At 69.3% G+C, this 18926-nt stretch carries 17 protein-coding genes; 15 read left to right on the forward strand and 2 right to left on the reverse strand.

Annotation, left to right across the window (positions count from 1 at the left end):
- The first annotated feature begins 107 nt into the window (after positions 1 to 107).
- The 7 genes from ABE85_RS16325 (at position 108) to ABE85_RS16355 (ending at position 9605) form a co-directional block, all read left to right on the forward strand.
- A complete protein-coding gene (locus ABE85_RS16325) occupies positions 108 to 791 on the forward strand; it encodes a response regulator transcription factor (protein ID WP_067276804.1) in 684 nt (227 codons plus the stop codon).
- On the forward strand, positions 781 to 2157 hold the full coding sequence (locus ABE85_RS16330; RefSeq protein ID WP_082938670.1) for a HAMP domain-containing sensor histidine kinase: 1377 nt from the start codon (positions 781 to 783) through the stop codon (positions 2155 to 2157). The genes ABE85_RS16325 and ABE85_RS16330 overlap by 11 nt, the downstream gene beginning before the upstream one ends.
- Positions 2158 to 2259: 102 nt before the next feature.
- On the forward strand, positions 2260 to 3102 hold the full coding sequence (imuA, locus tag ABE85_RS16335) for a translesion DNA synthesis-associated protein ImuA (protein WP_157522537.1): 843 nt from the start codon (positions 2260 to 2262) through the stop codon (positions 3100 to 3102).
- Positions 3053 to 4447 (forward strand): DNA polymerase Y family protein, encoded by a 1395-nt coding sequence (locus ABE85_RS16340; protein ID WP_231993106.1) that lies wholly within the window; start codon positions 3053 to 3055, stop codon positions 4445 to 4447. The genes imuA and ABE85_RS16340 overlap by 50 nt, the downstream gene beginning before the upstream one ends.
- Entirely contained in the window at positions 4440 to 7724 is a 3285-nt protein-coding gene (locus ABE85_RS16345) for an error-prone DNA polymerase (protein WP_067276811.1), read from the forward strand. The genes ABE85_RS16340 and ABE85_RS16345 overlap by 8 nt, the downstream gene beginning before the upstream one ends.
- Before the next feature lie 284 nt (positions 7725 to 8008).
- Complete coding sequence (locus tag ABE85_RS16350) at positions 8009 to 8818, forward strand: alpha/beta fold hydrolase (RefSeq protein WP_067276815.1); 810 nt, start codon at positions 8009 to 8011, stop codon at positions 8816 to 8818.
- Between the two features lie 109 nt (positions 8819 to 8927).
- The gene (locus ABE85_RS16355; protein ID WP_067276818.1) at positions 8928 to 9605 is read left to right on the forward strand and encodes a hypothetical protein; all 678 of its coding nucleotides are present in this window, start codon (positions 8928 to 8930) and stop codon (positions 9603 to 9605) included.
- 182 nt (positions 9606 to 9787) lie between these two features.
- Here the strand turns inward: ABE85_RS16355 and ABE85_RS16360 are convergent, their stop codons facing one another.
- Positions 9788 to 10825, reverse strand: a complete 1038-nt coding sequence (locus ABE85_RS16360; RefSeq protein WP_067276822.1) for a hypothetical protein — start codon at positions 10823 to 10825, stop codon at positions 9788 to 9790.
- Between the two features lie 155 nt (positions 10826 to 10980).
- On the opposite strand from ABE85_RS16360, the gene ABE85_RS16365 reads away from it, so the two are divergent.
- From ABE85_RS16365 to ABE85_RS16385, 6 genes are all read left to right on the forward strand, one after another.
- Positions 10981 to 12483, forward strand: coding sequence for a hypothetical protein (locus tag ABE85_RS16365; protein WP_067276825.1), 1503 nt, complete (start codon positions 10981 to 10983; stop codon positions 12481 to 12483).
- A 79-nt stretch (positions 12484 to 12562) separates the two neighbouring features.
- Positions 12563 to 13144, forward strand: coding sequence for a helix-turn-helix domain-containing protein (locus tag ABE85_RS28440; RefSeq protein ID WP_231993107.1), 582 nt, complete (start codon positions 12563 to 12565; stop codon positions 13142 to 13144).
- Positions 13048 to 13587, forward strand: a complete 540-nt coding sequence (locus tag ABE85_RS28445) for an IS3 family transposase (protein ID WP_231993312.1) — start codon at positions 13048 to 13050, stop codon at positions 13585 to 13587. Before ABE85_RS28440 ends, ABE85_RS28445 begins: the two co-directional genes overlap by 97 nt.
- A 63-nt stretch (positions 13588 to 13650) precedes the next feature.
- The gene (locus ABE85_RS28450; protein WP_231993108.1) at positions 13651 to 13965 is read left to right on the forward strand and encodes an IS3 family transposase; all 315 of its coding nucleotides are present in this window, start codon (positions 13651 to 13653) and stop codon (positions 13963 to 13965) included.
- Positions 13966 to 14143: 178 nt separating this feature from the next.
- Positions 14144 to 14986 carry a class D beta-lactamase gene (gene blaOXA, locus ABE85_RS16380; protein WP_067276829.1) on the forward strand — a complete coding sequence of 281 codons (843 nt, stop codon included), beginning with the start codon at positions 14144 to 14146 and terminating at the stop codon, positions 14984 to 14986.
- A gap of 43 nt (positions 14987 to 15029) precedes the next feature.
- Complete coding sequence (locus ABE85_RS16385) at positions 15030 to 15524, forward strand: copper chaperone PCu(A)C (RefSeq protein WP_067276832.1); 495 nt, start codon at positions 15030 to 15032, stop codon at positions 15522 to 15524.
- 18 nt (positions 15525 to 15542) lie between these two features.
- On the opposite strand, the gene ABE85_RS16390 is transcribed toward ABE85_RS16385, so the two are convergent.
- Positions 15543 to 16478 carry a LysR family transcriptional regulator gene (locus ABE85_RS16390; RefSeq protein WP_067276840.1) on the reverse strand — a complete coding sequence of 312 codons (936 nt, stop codon included), beginning with the start codon at positions 16476 to 16478 and terminating at the stop codon, positions 15543 to 15545.
- 164 nt (positions 16479 to 16642) lie between these two features.
- Here ABE85_RS16390 and ABE85_RS16395 point away from each other — a divergent pair, with 164 nt between their 5' ends.
- Together ABE85_RS16395 and ABE85_RS16400 are read left to right on the forward strand one after the other, a co-directional pair.
- Positions 16643 to 17683, forward strand: coding sequence for a zinc-binding alcohol dehydrogenase family protein (locus tag ABE85_RS16395; protein ID WP_067276842.1), 1041 nt, complete (start codon positions 16643 to 16645; stop codon positions 17681 to 17683).
- A gap of 235 nt (positions 17684 to 17918) precedes the next feature.
- Positions 17919 to 18920, forward strand: a complete 1002-nt coding sequence (locus ABE85_RS16400) for a hypothetical protein (protein WP_067276843.1) — start codon at positions 17919 to 17921, stop codon at positions 18918 to 18920.
- Positions 18921 to 18926: the final 6 nt, after the last annotated feature.

Genomic DNA, 18926 nt, shown 5'->3' on the forward strand with positions numbered 1-18926 from the left:
CATAGCATTCCCGGCATCCGCGGGGCTCGCGGGGGGACGCCTCCCCACCGGGTCCCGTCCCTTCAGGACGACGCGGCGCCCGGCGCCGCAGGAACGAGAGCCTCGTGATGAAGCTGCTGGTCATCGAAGACAACCCGGACATCGTCGCGAACCTGTTCGCCTATCTGGAGCCCATGGGCTACGCACTGGACGTGGCCCGCAACGGCCTGGGCGGCCTGGCGCAGGCCGCCGCCGGCTCCTACGACGCGATCGTGCTGGACCTGACCCTCCCCGGCCTGGACGGCCTGGACGTCGCCCGCCGCCTGCGCAAGGACTTCCGCCGTCCCACGCCCATCCTCATGCTGACCGCCCGCGACACGATCGCGGACAAGGTCACCGGCTTCGAGAGCGGCGCCGACGACTACCTCGTCAAGCCCTTCTCGCTGGTCGAGCTGGAGATCCGCCTCAAGGCGCTGATGCGGCGCTCCCACGGCCTGAACCTCAGCTCGGCGGTGAGCTACGCGGACGTCAACTACGACCCCGACACGCTGGAGGCCACCCGCGCCGGCAAGCCGCTGCAGCTGACGCCGACCGGCTACAAGCTGCTGTCCGCGCTGCTGCGCGAGGCGCCCAAGCTGGTCCGCCGCGAGGACCTCGAGCGCGAGGTCTGGGGCAACGATCCGCCCGACAGCGACGCGCTGCGCACCCACATCCACGCGCTGCGCGCGGCGCTGGACAAGCCCTTCCCCGTCCCGCTGCTGAAGACCCATCCGGGCATCGGCTACCGGCTGGTGTCGCCTGATGCGGGATGAGCCGCGGCGCGACCGCGGCCAACACCGCAGCGACCACCGCGGCGATCCTCGTGCCGGCCGGTCGACGGCCGCGCCGACGACGCTGCGCACCCGCGTGGCCGCTGCGTTCCTGCTGCTGACGCTGCTGGTCTGCGGCGCCTTCGCGGTGGCCGCGGTGCGCATCGCCTCGAGCATCGAGGACCGCCTCGTCGACCAGCGCCTGGACCGCACCGCCGACGAACTGGTGGCCCGCGAGAAGCAGGGCCTGGACGCGGACCTGCCGCCCAGCGTCACGCTCTACCGCGGCGACGCGATCCCGCAGGCGCTGCGGGGCAAGCCGCCCGGCAAGTACACGCTGCCGCAGGAGGACGCCACCTTCACCGCACTGGTCCGGGACGACCTCGGGACGGTCTTCGTGCTGACCGACCGCGACGAGGACTTCGCCAAGATCGAGGCCGGCGTCTACGGCCTGCTCGGCCTGGCCTTCGTCTGCTGCCTGGGACTGGCGCTGTTCCTGGCGCAGCTGACCGCGAGCCGCATCGTCGCCCCGGTCACCGCGCTGGCCCGCGCCGTCGAGACCGACGCCGCGCCGCGCGCCTATCCGCTGCTGGACTCCACCGACGAACTGGGCGTGCTGTCGCGCGCCTTCGCGGCCAAGACCGAGGCGCAACAGCGCTACCTGGACCGCGAGCGCTGGTTCACCGGCGACGTCAGCCATGAGCTGCGCACGCCGCTGGCGGTCATGCTGGGCGCGGCCGAAATCCTGAAGGCGCGCCTGCAAGGCCGCGACGACATGGTGGAGCTGGCCGAGCGCATCCGGCGCACGGCGGCCGACACCAGCGAGCGCGTCGTCGCCATGCTGCTGCTGTCGCGCGACCCGGCCAGCATCGGCGCGCCGCCGACCGCGCTGCTGCCGCTGCTGCGCCAGGAGATGGACCGCTGCCGGCCGCTGCTCAAGGGCAAGGAGGTCGAGATGACGCTGCATGCCGCGCCCGCCGACGCCGGACTGGAAGTGCCGGCGCGGCCCGAGCTCGCGGCCATCGCGCTGGGCAACCTGATCCGCAACGCCTGCCAGTTCACCGACCAGGGTCACGTGGACATCCGGCTCGAGGCCGGCCGCGTGGTCATCGAGGACACCGGCATCGGCATCCCGCCGGCCGTGCGCGACCGGATCTTCGACCGTTTCATGCAGGTCGACCCCGCCGGCGCCGGCAGCGCGGGTCTCGGCCTGGCCATCGTCAAGCGCGTCGCCGAGCACCTGGGCTGGAGCGTCAGCCTCGAAGCACCGGCCCGCGGCGGTACGCGATTCGTACTGACTTTTCCCGCCTCGCCCGCGCCTGCCGAGGCGTCGGGCCGTCTCTCCGGACATGCCCCCGGTTTGAGTTGAAACAGCCCTGGACGGGCCTGCCGTCGTCCTATACTGTATGCAAATACAGTGATTCCACGCCGGTTCTCCAACCGGCGTTTTTGTCTCCAGTCGACGACCGCCATGCCTTCCCCGTCCGCCCCTCTTGCCCCCCTTCCGCCCGCCGTGGCGAAAGCGATCTGGCGCGGCGACTCGATGGGTCGCGGCACCGACACCGTCTGGCCCAGCGGGTTCGACGCGCTCGATGCCGAACTGCCGGGCGGCGGCTGGCCGGGGCGCCAGTTGACCGAGGTGCTGCTGCCGCAGTTCTCGCTGGCCGAATGGCGGCTGGCGGGGCCGGCGCTGCGACGTGTCGTCGCCGACGGCGCCGCGGTGGCGATGGTGGGGCCGCCCAAGCGTCCCCACCTGCCCGGCCTGATGCATCTGGGGCTGGATGAACGGCACCTCGTCTGGATCGACGCGCGCGCGCCGTCGGAGCGGCTCTGGTGCGCCGAACAGCTGATCAAGTCCAACGCCGCCGGCGCCGTGCTGGCCTGGATGCCGCAGGCCGCGCCCGAGCAGTTGCGAAGGCTGCAGGTGCTGGCGCAGTCGTTCGAAGGACCGGTGTTCCTGTTCCGGCCTCTGGGCGCGCGCCATGACCCGTCGCCGGCCCCGTTGCGGGTGCTGGCGACCATCGATGTCGACTGGGCCCTGGACGTCCAGATCCTCAAGCGCAAGGGCCCCGCGCACGAGACCCCGTTGCGCCTGGCGTCTATCCCCGGCGGGCTGGAGCGCGTGCTGACGCCGCGCGTGATGCGGCCCAGCACGATGCGTCCGGTGGCGCCCGTGCCGGTCCCGGTCGTCGAAGCAGCCACCAACGCCCATGCCCTGTCCCCGAGCGAGCCCGTCCCGCTCGCCCTGTTCCCGGAGTTCTCCCATGCTGTGGGTCGCCCTGGTATTGCCGCCTCGTCCGCCGGCACCGTTTGAGGATCCGACGACCGCCCCGCCGCCCCATCCCTGGGGCGTGTGCGCGGAGACGCAGGCGGGTCTGGCCGTGTGGTGCCTGCAGTTCACGCCGCGCGTGGCCTTGATGGAGGACGCCGTCGTGATGGAGGTCGAGGCCAGCCTGCGCCTGTTCCGCGGCCTGCCCGCGCTCAAGGCCCGCCTGAGCGACGAGGCGCCGGATCTCGGCGCCGTCGGCATCGGCTGGGCGTCGTCGGCCACCGCGGCGCTGGTGCTGGCGCGTTGCGGCGTGCTCGACCTCGGCGGGCGGCTGCTGCAGGCGGTGCTGGACCCCTTGCCGCTGCAGACGCTGAGCGCCGGCGCGGAGCACGCCGAGCCGCTGAGCCGCGCCGGCATCAACACGCTGGGCGAATTGCGGGCGCTGCCGCGCGGCGGCATCGGCCGACGCTTCGGCGCGGCGCTGCTGACCATGCTGGACCAGGCCTACGGACTGCGTCCCGAGGCGCACGCCTGGGTCGCCCTGCCCGAGGACTTCCACGCCCGCATCGAGCTGCCCAGTCGCGAGGACCATGCGCCCGCGCTCCTGATGGGCACGCGGCCGCTGCTGATGCGGCTGTGCGGCTGGCTGGCCGCGCGCCATGCCGGCGCCACCGGCGTGACGCTGCACTGGGTCCACGACTCGATGCGCGCCAAGGACGCGGGCGAAGGCGGCAGCCTCACCGTGCGCACGGCCGAGCCGATCCGCGAGCTCGAACACTTCTGCCGCCTGATGGCCGAGCACCTGGCCAAGACCCAGCTGCTGGCGCCGGTCGGCGAACTGCGGCTGGAGGCGGTCGGCGTGCAGTCGCTGGTCGAGGACAGCGGCTCGCTGCTGCCCGACGTGGTGCGCACCGGCGAGACGCTCTACCTGACGCTGGAACGCATCGCCGCGCGGCTCGGGCCCGAGCGCGTGCTGCAGCCGGTGCTCGCCGACGACCATCGGCCCGAATGGATGACGCGCTGGCGGACCTGCGGCGACGGCCGGACGCCCTCCCGCCGCAAGGGCCGGCAGGCGGCGGTGCGTGCGCCGGCCGTGCCGGAGCCGGCGTTCCTGCTCGACCCGCCGCTGCGGCTGGCGGTGCGCGAGCACCGGCCGCATTACCAGGGCCCGCTCACACTGCTCGTGGGGCCGGACCGCGTCGAAGGCGGCTGGTGGGACCGCATCCCCGACACCCAGGCGCATCGCCAGGTCACCCGCGACTACTGGATCGCCGTCAACGAGAACGCCGGCGTGCTGGCCGTCTATCAGGAACGGCTGACCGGAGCGGGGAACGAGACCGAAGACAAGGACGCCGTGCAGGCGTGGTACCTGCACGGGATGTATGCCTGACACTGCCCGCCCTGACGCCTCGGTCCTCCCGGACTACGCCGAGCTGCGCTGCCTGAGCAATTTCAGTTTCCTGAAGGGAGCGAGCTGGCCGGAGGAACTGGTCGTGCGGGCCAAGGAGCTCGGCTACGCCGCGCTCGCGATCACCGACGAATGCAGCATGGCCGGCATGGTGCGCGCGCACGTGGCCGCGAAGCAGCACGGCATGCCGTTGCTGGTGGGGAGCCAGTTCCTCATCGAGCCAGCCTCAGACGACGAGGGGCCCTTCACGCTGGTCGTGCTGGCCTGCAGCCTGAACGGTTACGGCAACCTGTGCCAGTTCATCTCGCGGTTGCGGCGCTCGTCCGAGAAGGGCACCTACCGCTGCACGCTGGCCGACATCGGCCCGCAGACGCTGGACGACTGCGTCGTGATCGCGTGCCCGGACCGGCACGCGACGCCGGCGCAACTGCTGTCGATGGCAAGCTGGCTGCTGTCGCGCTTCACCGGACGCTGCTGGCTGGGCATCGATCAGCCGCAGCATGCCGATGACGAGATCCGCCTGCTGCGCCTGCGCGAGGCCGGCGCGCTGACCGCGATCCCGCTGGTGGCCGTCGGCGACGCCACGATGCATGTGCGCAGCCGCAAGCCGCTGCAGGACGTGCTGACCGCGACCCGGCTGGGCAAGCCGTTGACCGACTGCGGCCAGGCGCTGGACCGCAACGCCGAGCGCCACCTGCGCCACCGCGGTCGCCTCGCGCTCAGCTTCCCGCCCGACCTGCTCGCCGAGACGCTGCACGTGGCCGCGCGTTGCGACTTCAGCCTCGCCGAGCTGCGCTACCACTACCCCTCCGAGGTCGTGCCCGACGGCCAGACGCCGACGAGCCATCTGCGACGGATCACCTACGAGGGTGCGGGCCGGCGATGGCCGGCGGGCGTGCCGGCTTCGGCCAGCGAGCAGATCGAGCGCGAGCTCGCGCTCATCGAGGACCTGCGTTACGAGCACTACTTCCTGACGGTGGCCGACATCGTCCACTTCGCGCGCTCGCAGGGCATCCTGTGCCAGGGCCGCGGCAGCGCGGCCAACTCCATCGTCTGCTTCTGCACGGGCGTCACCGAGGTCGACCCGGAACGGATGCAGGTGCTGTTCGAGCGCTTCATCAGCAAGGAACGCAACGAGCCGCCGGACATCGACATCGACTTCGAACACGAACGCCGCGAGGAGGTCATCCAGTACCTCTACCGCAAGTACACGCGCGAACGCGCGGCGCTGGCGGCGGTGGTGATCTCCTACCGCGTGAAGAGCGCGCTGCGCGATGTCGGCAAGGCGCTGGGTTTCGAGCCCGAGGTGCTGGACACGCTCTGCAGCAACCACCAGTGGTGGGACGGCCAGACGATCGATGCGGAGCGGCTGCGGGAGTCCGGTCTCGAGGCCGACAACCTCGCGGTGCGCCAGCTGGTCGAGATCACGTCCGAGCTGCTGGGCTTCCCGCGGCACCTCTCGCAGCATCCGGGCGGTTTCGTGCTGACGCACGGGCCGCTGACGCGCATGGTGCCGGTGGAGAACGCGTCCATGCCGGACCGCACCGTGATCGAGTGGGACAAGGATGATCTCGATGCCGTCGGCCTGCTGAAAGTCGACGTGCTTGGACTGGGCATGCTGACGGCGATCCGCAAGACGCTGGACTTCGTCGGCAAGCGCCAGCGGTATCCGTTCGAGCTGAGGGACATCCCGGACGGGGACAAGAAGACCTACGACATGATCCAGCGGGCCGAGACCATCGGCGTGTTCCAGATCGAGAGCCGCGCGCAGCGCAGCATGCTGCCGCGCTTGAAGCCGGAGAAGTTCTACGACCTGGTCATCGAGGTCGCCATCGTGCGTCCCGGCCCGATCCAGGGCGGCATGGTGCATCCCTATCTGCAGCGCCGTCAGGGCTTCGAGCAGGTCGTCTATCCGCACGGACTGGAGTCGGTCCTGGAGCGCACGCTGGGCGTGCCGGTGTTCCAGGAGCAGGTGATGCAGATCGCGATGATCGCGGCCGGGTTCTCGGGCGGCGAGGCCGACGAGCTGCGGCGCTCGATGGCCGCCTGGAAACGCAAGGGCAGTCTGGAGAAGTACCGCGAGAAGCTGATCGACGGGATGCGGGAACGGCACTACCCGGTGTCCTTCGCCGAGCAGATCTTCGAGCAGATCAAGGGCTTCTCGGAATACGGCTTCCCGGAGTCGCACGCGGCCTCGTTCGCGCTGCTGGTCTACACGAGCAGTTGGCTGAAGCGTCATCATCCGGCCGAGTTCCTCGCGGGCCTGCTGAATGCGCAGCCGCTGGGTTTCTATTCGCCGAGCCAGCTGGTGCAGGAGGCCAGACGCCAGGGCGTCGACAAGGAGGCTGTCGAAGTGCTCCCGCCCGACGTGATGTACAGCGACTGGGACTGCACGCTGGAGCGCGCGGATGGACGCGTCATCCGGCCGGCGCGGCGCGGCGCGGACGCCGACACGATCGATGCGTTGCCGCTGGACGAGGACGGCATCGTCCAGGAGGACGACGGCGACCCCTACCTCGACGCGGAAGAAGCGCTGGCGGCTGACGCGGCGCCAGTCAAGGTGCGATTGGGTTTGCGGCTCGTCAAGGGACTGCAGCGGTCCTCGGCGGCGCTGATCTGCCGCGAGCGTCGGAACGGCCCGTTCAACGATGCGGAAGACCTGGCGCGGCGCACGGGGCTGAACCAGCAGCAGATGACGATGCTGGCCTCAGGCGATGCGCTGACCAGCATCAGCGGGCACCGCCGCCAGCAGATGTGGGATGCGGCAGCGCAGCACGCGCCGCCGCCGCTGCTGGCCTCGGCGCCGGTGCAGGAGGATTTCCTCGCGCTGCCGCAGGCGCCGGAAGGCGAAGAGATCGTCTTCGACTACGCGTCGCTGGGCCTGACGCTGCGCCGCCATCCGCTGTCGCTGCTGCGGCCGCTGCTGCGCGAACAGCGCTGGATGTCGGCCAAGGAATTGAATGAACTTCCCGACGGCCGGCCAGCGCGAGGTTGCGGCATCGTGACGGTCAAGCAGCAGCCGGCGACGGCCAAGGGCACGATCTTCATCTCGCTCGAAGACGAGACCGGCGACATCCAGGTCATCGTGCACCGCGCGCTGTGGCAGCGGCAGCGCCACGTCATGCTGCACTCGCGGCTGATGGCGGTGAAGGGCAAGTGGCAGCGCAGCGGCGACGTGCGCAACCTCATCGCCGGACACCTGGAAGACCTGACCCCGATGCTGGGGCGGCTGAGGACGGAGAGCCGGGATTTTCATTGATCCGGCGTCGCCAGCGTCCTCTCAACGGACGCTCATGAAACGCGCTCCTTCGAAATCCGTTTGAGGACTGAAAGCCTAGCCCTCATCGCCGCCGAAAAACCGCGTCTCCCTCTGACTCCCGTCAATGGTGGGAGAGATCGCTGGATCTCCCCCGGATGTAGGCCTCGTCCGACGATCACATGCGACCTTGTGGGGATGCCCATGGAAAGCGGCTTGCGGAAAGATGGGCTCAACTGTCCTTCTGCCGACCTCGCCGGTCACTCCCGGAAGGCGGCCCCAAGACCATGAAGAAGATCGCCGCCCTTCCCTCCTCGGTGCCCGTGCCGGCACCGGTCATCTGTTCCCCGTCGTGGGCGCTGCTCGGCATCGAACCGCTGCGCGCCGCGATGGAATACGCCAGCTGCCGCATGATGGACCGCAGCGGTCACCCGCCCGGCGACGGGCATCCCGTCATCGTGTTCCCCGGCCTCGCGGCCGACGCGCAGTCGATCGCGCCGCTGGTGGGCTTCTGCCACGGACTGGGCTACGCGGCGCGCGACTGGGGTCGCGGCATCAACACCGGCCCGACCGGCGACATCGACCTGTGGCTCGACACGCTCGCGGCCGACATCGAAGTGCTGGTCGCCGAACAGTCGCAGCCGGTGTCGCTGGTGGGATGGAGCCTGGGCGGCATCTACGCGCGCGAGATCGCCAAGCGCATCTCGCTGCCGGTGCGTCAGGTCATCACCATCGGCACGCCCATCACCGGCGAGGCGACCCAGACCAACGTCAGCCTGATCTACCGCTGGGTCAACGGCTCGCTGCCGGTGCTCGACGACGACTTCAAGTCGCGCCTCATCGCCGCGCCGCAGGTGCCGACGACCTCGATCTACAGCCGCAGCGACGGCGTCGTCGCGTGGCAGGCCTGCGTGCAGCCCGACGACCATCCGATGATCGAGAACGTCGAGGTCGACGGCAGCCATTGCGGTCTGGTCTGGAATCCGGCCGTGCTCAAGGTCGTCGCGGATCGGCTGTCCAACGCGCCCGACACGTGGCGCCCTTATGGCGAACCGATAGGCAGCGAAGCTTCGCTCGCCATTCAGCCGATGAACTGAATGCCGGTTGGTCTTACCGGCTGGACGAACGGGAGCCGGTCCCAGGAATTGGCGAACCGGATAAGGATGAGCAGGACTGATGGACCCTCCTCATCAACCGGTCACTTGCATGTCATTTCCTGTCCCGAGCATCTTTGAAGCTTTCATTACCAACAAGCTGAGCGGCGACGTGTTCGTTCAGAGCATGGCGAAGTACGAGCCCGCCGAGAAACTGGCTGCGGAGCTCTTCAGGCGCCCGATTCCAGACACCTTGAAAGGAAAGGCGAACTACTTCGAGGATTGCGCCAAGTACGTCAAGGACCATACCAAGCTCGCCAATTGCCCGCTATTCGCGCCGGAGTTGGCAACGCGCTTCCATCAACTGCGGAATCAGCTCAAATCCTGTACTGACGGCCTCCAAGCGCTGCAGACCGCAAAGGAGGCCAAGTCCATGGTCGCTTCGCTGGTCACGCGGATGGGGCCCAAAGGTGACATCGGCATCAAGCGCTATGACGCCACTCCGGGCAACGTCCCCGAGATCTTGGCGTTCATCGACTACCCCTACGACGAGCAGGCCCGCAAGGTCGATCTCATGCGCCCGGACGCACTGAACATCCTCACTGAGCTGTTCAACCGGTCGTTGGAACACTCTAGAAAACTCTACACGGTGAAGGCCTTCGGTCCCTCACCCGACGCTCTCATCGTTGCCGCCGAGAATGGCCAGTCTTTCGATTCGGTGCGTCGGAAGATGTTGGATTCGCAAGCGAGCGCGACTGTCCAGGACGATTTGTATTGCTGCCCGGCCTGAAGATCGGCAATAGGCTCAGCGTTGCAGCTTGAGCACCGCCTTTTCATCGTCACCAGGCAAGCGCCGGACCGCGCCCGCGCGGTCCGGCCAGGGTTCACCTGATCAACGCGATCAGGATGATGATGGGAATGGGCACACCCAGGAAAAAGAGCAGCAACGATCGCATGTGAGTTCTCCTTGTCTTAGTCGATGAGGTCGCGCTGACGGCCGCCGACGGTGGCCAGCAGGCTCGCGGTGAACGCGCCGATCAGCAGCGCGACAACCATCCACAAGGCCGTCGTCAACGCCGTCTTGCGAGCGGCATCGGCGGCTTCCCGCGCACGGGTCTCGAGCGCCTGTGCTTCGGCACGGGCGCGCTGCAGCGTCTCGGTGACGCGTCGCTGCGCTTCGGCCTGCGACAGGCCGGTGCGCTGGGCCACGAGTTGCGACGCGGCCTGCGTGTCCTCCGGCGATAGCGTGCCGCCGTCGCGCAGCGCGCGGACCAGCAGGCGGTTCAACGAGGCCGACGACTGCTCGTCCGCATGCACCATCGAGGCATCCGGCCAGGCGCGCAGCGTCGCCGGATTGGCTCCGGCAGGTGCCGCGGTCGGTGTCGAAGTCGTCGCCGTGGCCGAGGGACGCAGCAGCGTGTCCACGTAGTAGCCGAAGTCGCCGCTGCCCAGCGAGGTCCGCGCGGTTCCCGGAGAACCGCCCTTCATGCCGGAGTCATCCGCAGAAGTCCCGGCGGCCGCGGTCACAGCCGCCGCCCCTGTCGCCGCGGTTCCGGCCGCCACGGCCGCGCCCTTGACGCCGATCCCCGCGATCGCACCGACCGAAGCGGTCAGCACGGCGGCGGTGAACAAGGTGGCCACGGCCCAGGACAGCATCCCGTGCGCCGTGTCGCGGAAATGGACTTCGTCCACGTCGGTGTCACGCCACCGGACCCGCAACCGGCCGGCGAGATAACCGCCTAGCCCCGACGCGGCCAGTTGCGTGAACGCGAGCCACACGATGCCCGCCACGCCCAGCGTCGCCGCGCTCGCGCCATCGTTGGCCCAGGGCGACACAGCGGACAGCCCCAGCCCCGCGCCCAGCAGCAGCAGGATCAACGACAGCGCCGCGGCGGCCGTCGCGCCGGCCAGCACCGCGCCCCATGACACCGCGGAAGTCGACGCGCGGGACGCGACGACCCCACCGACGCCGGCTTCGCCTGGATACCAGGCCTCATTCTTTGCCACCATGGCAGTCCCCTCGAGTTGTGATGGACAGCTACAGGCAAAGCACGGGCCCGACGTTTCGTTACGTGTCGACGCGCCCCTCCGTAACCCGCCCGCGTAACGCCCGTTACGCCGATGCCGTCACACCGCTGAAGCGCCCGGCGCAGAATGCGCCTCCAATGACCGCCCCCGCCCTCGCCCCCGCTTCCGCCATCGCCATCGGAGCCGCCTCGGCGGGTGCCGACATGCCTTCGCATCGCATCCAGCTGCTCGCGCAGGGCCTGCGCATCGACGGCCTGCCCGAACTGCGCGGCCGGTTGCTGCCGCGGCTGCTGGCCGCGCTGCTGCAGGCGCATGAGCAAGGCCTGGCGCGCATCGACAGCCCCTGCTCGCGCGCGGAGCTGCGCGAGCGCATCGCCGGCATGGCCGAGCTGCACCGCACGCAGGTCTGGCGCGCGCTCGCGCTGCTGGACGACGGCCCGCTGGCCACGCTGATCGAAGCCAGCGCCCGCAGCAGCGGCCCGTTCTGGCTCAACGCCGCCTTGCTGTCGGACTGCCGCTTCGAGATCGACGGCGAGCCCGCCACCGGCGAGGCCCTCGCGCGCTGGCTCGGCCAGCAGCGCCCGGTGCGCGCGCCGGCCGCCGCGCCGCTGCTCCCGCTGGCCTACGCCGAGGCGCTGGCCCGCGCCGACTACCTGCTCGATCGCGGCGAGCTCTATCCCGCGCGCCTCGCCTTGCAGCAGGCCGCGCCGCACGTGCCGCCGGGCGACGACGCCGCGGCCGCCGCGCTGGGCCTGCGTCGCGCCCGCATCGCGCGCCGGCTCGGCGACTGGGCCGCGCTGCAGGACGAACTGCGCGAACTCGGCCAGACGCTCAACAACAGCCGCCTGCCGCGTCTGGAACGCCGCCAGCTGCGCGCCCGCGTCGCCATCCTCGCGGCCTGGCACTGGTTCGGCAGCCTCGGCCAGGCGGCGCCGGCGCTGGACAAGCTCGACGAGGTCGATCCCGACGTGCTCGCCGCCGACTCCACGCTGCGCTGCGACCACGGCAACCTGCGCGGCATCGTGCTGCGCGACCTCGCCATCGCCCGCGGCGATGCGGCGCTCGCGACACAGTCGCTGGCCAGCCTCGGCGACGCGCTGCGCAGCGCCTCGCTGGCAGGGCTGCCCGATGCGCTCCAGGTCTGCGCCGCCAACCTGTCCAACGCGCTGGGCCGGCTCGTCGAAGCCGAGCTGCTGCCCGCGGATGGTCCCGGCATCGAAGACGCACTGCGTTGGCTGCTGCTCAGCGACGCGCTCTGCGCGCGCTGGCAGCTCGGACGCAGCTCGCTGCTGAACACCATCTTCCTGCTCCGGCTGGCAGCGCTCGGACGTCTGGACTTCGCGGCGCTGCAGCGGCTGGCCACCACGCAAGGCCTGCCCCTGCCGGCCACCTCCTTCGGCGACCTCGCGGCCCAGCGCTGGGCGTCCTGCCGGGCGCGCCAGTCGCAAATCCCCGCTGACCAGCGTTGCGCGTTCCTCCTGCTCTGGGCGCGCCACGCGCTCGATGAAGGCGATGCCTTCAGTGCCACCGACCTGGTGCGACAGGCCAGGCTGCAGGCGCGCAAGCTGCGCGATGAAGAAGCGCGGCGGCGTTATCTCGACGAGGCCGACGCGTTGATGCCTCAGTCGCGGCGGGCGTGAAAGCCCCGAATACAGCGGAAGGCCAAGCGCGGGCACTCCACGACGTGGGGGGCATCGCGTCTGAAGTGCACCCCGAAGGTTGGACATCAATCCAACCGATGGGGTGTTTTTCATGGCGAAGCACAGTGAGCGTCTGAAGCTCGAAGTTGTTCAGCGGTATCTATCGGGAGAGGCTGGCCACAGAGTCTTGGCCGCAGAGTACGGCGTGGCTCAGGAGCTGCTACGGCGCTGGATAGCGGCTTATCGCGTGCATGGAAAGGCGGGGCTGGAGGGCACCAGGCTTGGCAAGCGCTACAGCGCGGAGTTCAAGCTGGACTTGTTGCGCCGGGCCGAGTGCGAGAAGCTGTCCAACACCAAAGCGGCCATGCTGTTCGACGTGCGTGGGGGTGGTGCCGTGGTTGCCCTGTGGCGGCGCCAGTACGATGAGGGTGGCCCGCAAGCGCTTCATCCCAAACCCCAGGGTCGCCCTCCGAAGAACATGCCAACGCCCAAGCCCACCCCAGTCGCGCCCGAGAAGACGGAAGACAAGCGCTCCTTGGAAGAGTTGCGCGAAGAAAACGAGCAATTGCGTACGGAGGTCGCCTACCTAAAAAAATTAGAGGCCTTGGTTCGAGCCAATCGGCAAGCTGCGCTGAAAGGGCGCAAGCCGTCCTCGAGCTGAGGCCGCAGTTTTTGTTGCGTCGGCTTTTGCTGGCCGCATGTCTGCCGCGCAGCACGTTCTACTACCAGGCCGCGCAGCGGCAGGCCGGCGACAGGTACGCCGGCCTGAAGGCTGGCATTCGTGCTGTGTACGAGCGCCACAAGGGCCGCTATGGCTATCGCCGAATCACTGACGAACTCGGACGAAGCGGTCTGGCGGTCAACCACAAGACGGTGCAGCGCCTGATGCGGGATCTGGGCTTGAAGTCGCTGGTGCGTCCCAAGAAGTACCGTTCCTACCGCGGCGAAATGGCCACGATGCCCAACCTGCTCAACCGGCAGTTCACGGCTGAGCGGCCCAACGAGAAATGGGTGACCGACGTGACCGAGTTCAATGTCCGAGGAGACAAGCTGTACCTGTCGCCCGTGATGGACCTGTTCAACGGAGAGATCGTGGCCTACTAGATGAACGAGCGTGCGCTCTTCCCACTGGTGGGAAACATGCTCAAGAAGGCGCTATCGCGGCTCATGGCCCACGAAGCTCCGATGCTGCACTCGGACCAGGGCTGGCAGTACCAGATGCCGGGGTATCGACAGCAACTGGCCACGCGAGGCCTGACTCAGAGCATGTCCCGTCGGGGAAACTGCCTGGACAACGCGGCAATGGAGAGCTTCTTCGGAACGCTGAAATCGGAGTTCTTCCGGCTCAACAAGTTCGACAGCGTCGAGCAGCTACGACATGGGCTGCACCGCTACATCCACTACTACAACCACCACCGCATCAAGCTCAAGCTGAAAGGCCTGAGCCCGGTGGCGTACCGAGCTCAGGCCTTGGGGGCCTAGCTTCCTACTGTCCAACTTCTTGGGGTCACTTCACGTCCGCGAACCCCCCACATCATTCCGGCCCCACCCGCACTCGCTGGGATCGGGCCTTGGCGGAACAGGCGTAACGGCACTTCGACGATCTCTTGCGGGAGGGACTTCGCACACTGGCGACATCCCTCAACGACAGGAGACTGCCATGTCCTTTCCCCGCCTGATGGCGAGCGCGCTGCTCGCCTGCCTCGCCCTCACCGCCTGCCGCGCCTCGATCGCGCAGACCACGCCCGCCGATCAGCGCGAGCGCTGGGAGACCCGACCCGAACTGCAACGCCATTTCACCGGGCTCGGCACGAAGGGCACGCTCGTCGTGCTCGACACCCGCGCGCATCGCTGGATCGCGTCGGACAGCGTCCGCGCCTTCGAGGGCTTCCTGCCGGCGTCGACCTTCAAGATCCCGATGTCGCTGATCGCGCTGGAGACCGGCGCCGCCGTCGACGAGACGCAGCCGTTCAAGTGGGACGGCACGCAGCGCCGCATCGAGGACTGGAACCGCGACCAGACGCTGGCCTCGGCCTACAAGGTCTCGGCCGTATGGGTGTTCCAGTCGCTGGCGCGGCAGGTCGGCCAGCCGACGGTGCAGCAGTTCGTGCGCGACTTCCGCTACGGCAACGCCGTCGCCGGCCCGGTCGGCGACCGCTTCTGGCTCGACGGCGACCTGCGCATCTCGGCGGTAGGCCAGATCGAGTTCTTGCGCCGCGTGCATGACCGCGCGCTCCCGCTGTCCGACCGCACCTACGACATCGCCCGCAAGGTCCTGCTGCGCGACCAGGGTCCCGGCTGGCGCCTGTATGCCAAGACCGGCTGGGCCGACAGCACCAGACCCGGCCTGGGCTGGTTCGTCGGCTGGGCGGAGCAGGACCGCGACACGCGCCCCGTCTACTTCGCCCTCAACATGGACATGACGGACCCGGCGCTCTCCCAGAAGCGGGTGGAGATCGTCCGCCAGGTGCTGAGCACGATGGGCGCGCTTGAAGAACGATGACCGATACTTCCGGATCGTCATGAATCATGGATTGGACGCCCCGATGAAGTTCCGTTCCCTCGCCCGTCTGGCTGTTGTTCCCGCCCTGCTGCTGACCGCCGGGCTGTCCCAGGCCCAGGTCGTCGTCGCCGACGCCTGGGTGCGCGCAACGGTCCCGCAGCAGAAGGCGACTGGCGCCTTCATGCAGATCAAGTCGCCGACGGACGTGAAGCTGATCTCGATCAGCACGCCGGTCGCGGGCGTGGCCGAGGTGCATGAGATGGCGATGGACGGCGACGTGATGCGCATGCGGCCGGTGGCTGCTCTCGCAGTGCCGGCGGGCAAGCCGGTGGAACTGAAGCCGGGCGGGTATCACGTGATGCTGATGGACCTGAAGGGCCCGCTGAAGACCGGCGACGCGGTGCCGCTGACGCTGGTGTTCGAAGGCGCCGACAAGTCACGCTCGACCGTCACGGTCCAGGCCCCCGCAAGGACTGGCCCCGTCGTGTCGCCCGATGCCAAGGACCCGCACGCGGGTCACGGCGACCACAAGCATTGAGCGGATCCTCCAGGCGCGTCAGCGCCTGAGCCCCTCCGCCAGATGATCCACCAGCGCCTTCAGCCGTTGCGGCAGGAAGCGCTGGCTGGGCATCAACGCATGCAGCGGCATCGGCCGCCCGATCCAGTCCGGCAGCACCTCGACCAGCGCCCCGCTGGCGAGGCTGTCCCGGATGTCGAGGCAGCTCTTGTAGGTCAGGCCCCGTCCTTCGAGGGCCCACTGATGGGCGATGCCGCCGTCATCCGCCGTGCGGCGGCCCTGAACCGTGACGTCCACGGGCGCCGCCTGCATCGCATCGCGTCGCCAGAAGCGCCACTCGCGCTCCAGCCGGTCGCCGATCTTGAAGCGGATGCATTCGTGCTGCGTGAGTTCCCCGGGATGGGACGGCCGGCCGTGCCGCTTCAGGTAGTCCGGTGACGCCACCAGCAGCCGGCGTCCGTCGTGGAGCTTGCGCGCCACCAGCCGCGAGTCGGCCAGCTCGCCGTACCGCAGGGCCAGGTCGACCTCGTCGCGCACGACGTCCTGGAGCGCGTCGCCGACGTTGAGCTGCAACTCGACGCCGGGATGCCGGTCGAGGAAGCTGTCCAGCAGCGGCAGCACGATGCGCCGCGTCAGGTCGCTCGACGCGCTGACCCGGATGCGACCGCGCAGCGCCGTCGCCCCGCGGCCTTTGGCGGCCGCCTCGTCGCCGCCCTCCGACACCAGCGCGAGGCCCTCGTCGAGCAGCTCCAGCGCGCGCTGTGCGTAGTCCCTCAGGCGCTCGCCCGCGGCGGTCAGCCGCAGCGCCCGGGTGCTGCGTTCGGCGAGCCGCACGCCCAGCCGCGCCTCCAGCTTCTTCAGCATCGCGCTAGCCGCCGCCGGCGTGATGCCCATCTCCCGAGACGCCGCCGTCAGGCTGCCGCCTCGCGCGCATTCGATCAGCAGACGCAGCTCCGCGGTGTTCTCGATGTCCATGGCCAGCCCTCCTCCGTCAATCTTCAATCCAGCGTTGAAACTGATAGCGATTCAATGCGCTTCATTGATTCTGCCGGAAGGTTCAACATTCGTTCCCACAGCATCCCGATACCTCCGTCTTCCCCCTCCCTTTCCATTCCATCCGAACCTCCAGGAGTCCCGCCATGAAAGCCGTCGGCTACTTCAAGTCCCTGCCCATCACCGAAGCCGAATCGCTCATCGACCTCGATCTGCCCACGCCCGCCCCCGGTCCCAAGGACCTGCTGGTCGAGGTCACCGCGATCGCCGTCAATCCGGTCGACACCAAGATCCGCGTGCGCCGCGCCAGCGCCGACGGCACGACGCCGGTGATCCTCGGCTGGGACGCCGTCGGCACGGTGCGCGCGATCGGACCGGAGGTGAGCGGCTTCGCCGTCGGCGACCGCGTCTGGTACGCCGGCGACATCACGCGCCCCGGCAGCAACGCGCAGTTCCAGTGCGTCGACCATCGCATCGCCGCGCTGGCGCCGACCTCGCTCAGCGACGCCGAAGCCGCCGCGCTGCCGCTGACCGCCATCACCGCCTGGGAGCTGCTGTTCGACCGCCTGCAGGTGCAGCAGCAGCCGGAGCGGCCGGTCAGCCTGCTGGTCACCGGCGCGGCCGGCGGCGTGGGCTCGATCCTGGTCCAGCTGGCGCGCCGGTACGAGCACCTGACGGTCATCGGCACCAGCTCCGAGCCGGAGGGCGACGGCGGCAAGTGGCTGCACGCGCTGGGCGCCCACCACGTGATCAACCATCGCGAGCCGATCGCCCCGCAGATCGCCGCGCTGCAGAAGGCCGGCGTCCCGCCGCTGCGCTACGTCACCAGCCTGACCCACACGCCGCAGCACTTCCAGGGCTTCGTCGAGGCGCTGGAGCCGCAGGGCAAGCTGGCGATGATCGACGACTTCGGCCCGAACGACCTGGACGTGATGGCGCTGAAGGGCAAGTCGCTGTCGCTGCACTGGGAACTGATGTTCACCCGCAGCATGCATGCGACGCACGACATCGCCGCGCAGGGGCGCCTGCTGGCCGAGGTCGCGGCGCTGGTCGACGCCGGCAAGATCCGCACGACGCTGTCCGACGTCGTCGGCCCGATCTCCGCCGGGTCCCTCAAGCGCGCCCACGCGCTGCAGGAGAGTCAGCGCCAACGCGGCAAGCTCGTGCTGCAGGGCTGGCCTGCCTGAGCTTCGTGCGCTGTACGGCTTGCGTTGCGCGCATGCCGCACTTCCTGTCACGACTGTGACGTCTTACCGCCCCGGCCCGCCGGGGCGTTTTCATTCGTGGGGTCTCCCGGGAAAACCTCCAGTGCGCGCGCCCTCCGCGCAGGCGATACCTCGGCCTTGGACGCCACAACGCAGTCCCGGCGACAAATCAACAAGCGGCCCCCTACCCCGGCCACGAAGAAGAAGAGGGATCGTCATGAACATCCGCAAGGTCCTGGCCGCCGTCGCGGGCGCCGCACTGCCGCCGGCGCTGTCGGCCGTCCTGCTGTGCGCCGCCGCGCCGGCCACCGCCGCCACCATCGGCGTCATCCTGCCGGGCAGTTATCCGAGCACGACACAGGCCGAGGAGCTCCAGCTCGGCATGACGCTCGCGCTCAAGACCTGGCCCGGCGACGCCGCGCCCAAGCTGATCGTCAAGGACAGCGGCTGCGACGCCCGCAAGGCGCTCGCCATCTCCCAGGAATTCATCGCGGCCAAGGTGGACGTCGTGCTGGGCAACTGGTGCGAGATCAACGCCGGCGCCGATGCCCTGCGCGTCGCGGGCATCCCCTTCATCTCCAGCAACGCGGAGCGGATGAAGGACCAGGACCTGCAGCTGCAGCTGGGCCGCATCGAGCTCAACACCGGCGAGAAGATCGCCGCCGACCTGCGTCGCCAGACCGGCCTGCGGATCAGCGCGCGGACCTCGTGCTGGATGGACTTCGACGCGACGCTGTCGGATCGTGTCGACGCCGTGCTGTGCCCGGTGCTGACGATCGACCGCGGCCGCTGGGACCAGGTGGCCAACACCTACGGCGCCGCGTTCCGCAAGCCGTTCACGGCTTCGGCCGCACGCGGTTATGCGGCGATGGAGGTGGCGCTGAACTACCTGCGCCGCGCCAAGGGCATGAAGCCCGCCGCGGCGCTGAAGGAAACCCTGTCCATGGCGACGCTGCTCGGCCCGGTGCCCGCGCTGGACGCGCCCGCGCCGACGACGGCGCTGCAGCTGGTCTTCAAGCACGAGCTGCCCAAGCTCAATCCGCAGCAATCGCAGACGCTGGACAAGCTGATCAAGACCAAGGGCTGCGGCTGCCCGGGCGGGACGCTGCGCAACGGCTGCCCGCGCGATTCGGGACCGTGGGGCGAGCTGCCCTTCGTCGTGCGCGGCGGCGGCACGCCGGCCGCCTGCGCGAAACCGATCGGGGTGTTGGAGCTCTGATCGAAG

It is taken from the genome of Mitsuaria sp. 7, from assembly GCF_001653795.1.
Lineage (GTDB): Bacteria > Pseudomonadota > Gammaproteobacteria > Burkholderiales > Burkholderiaceae_C > Roseateles.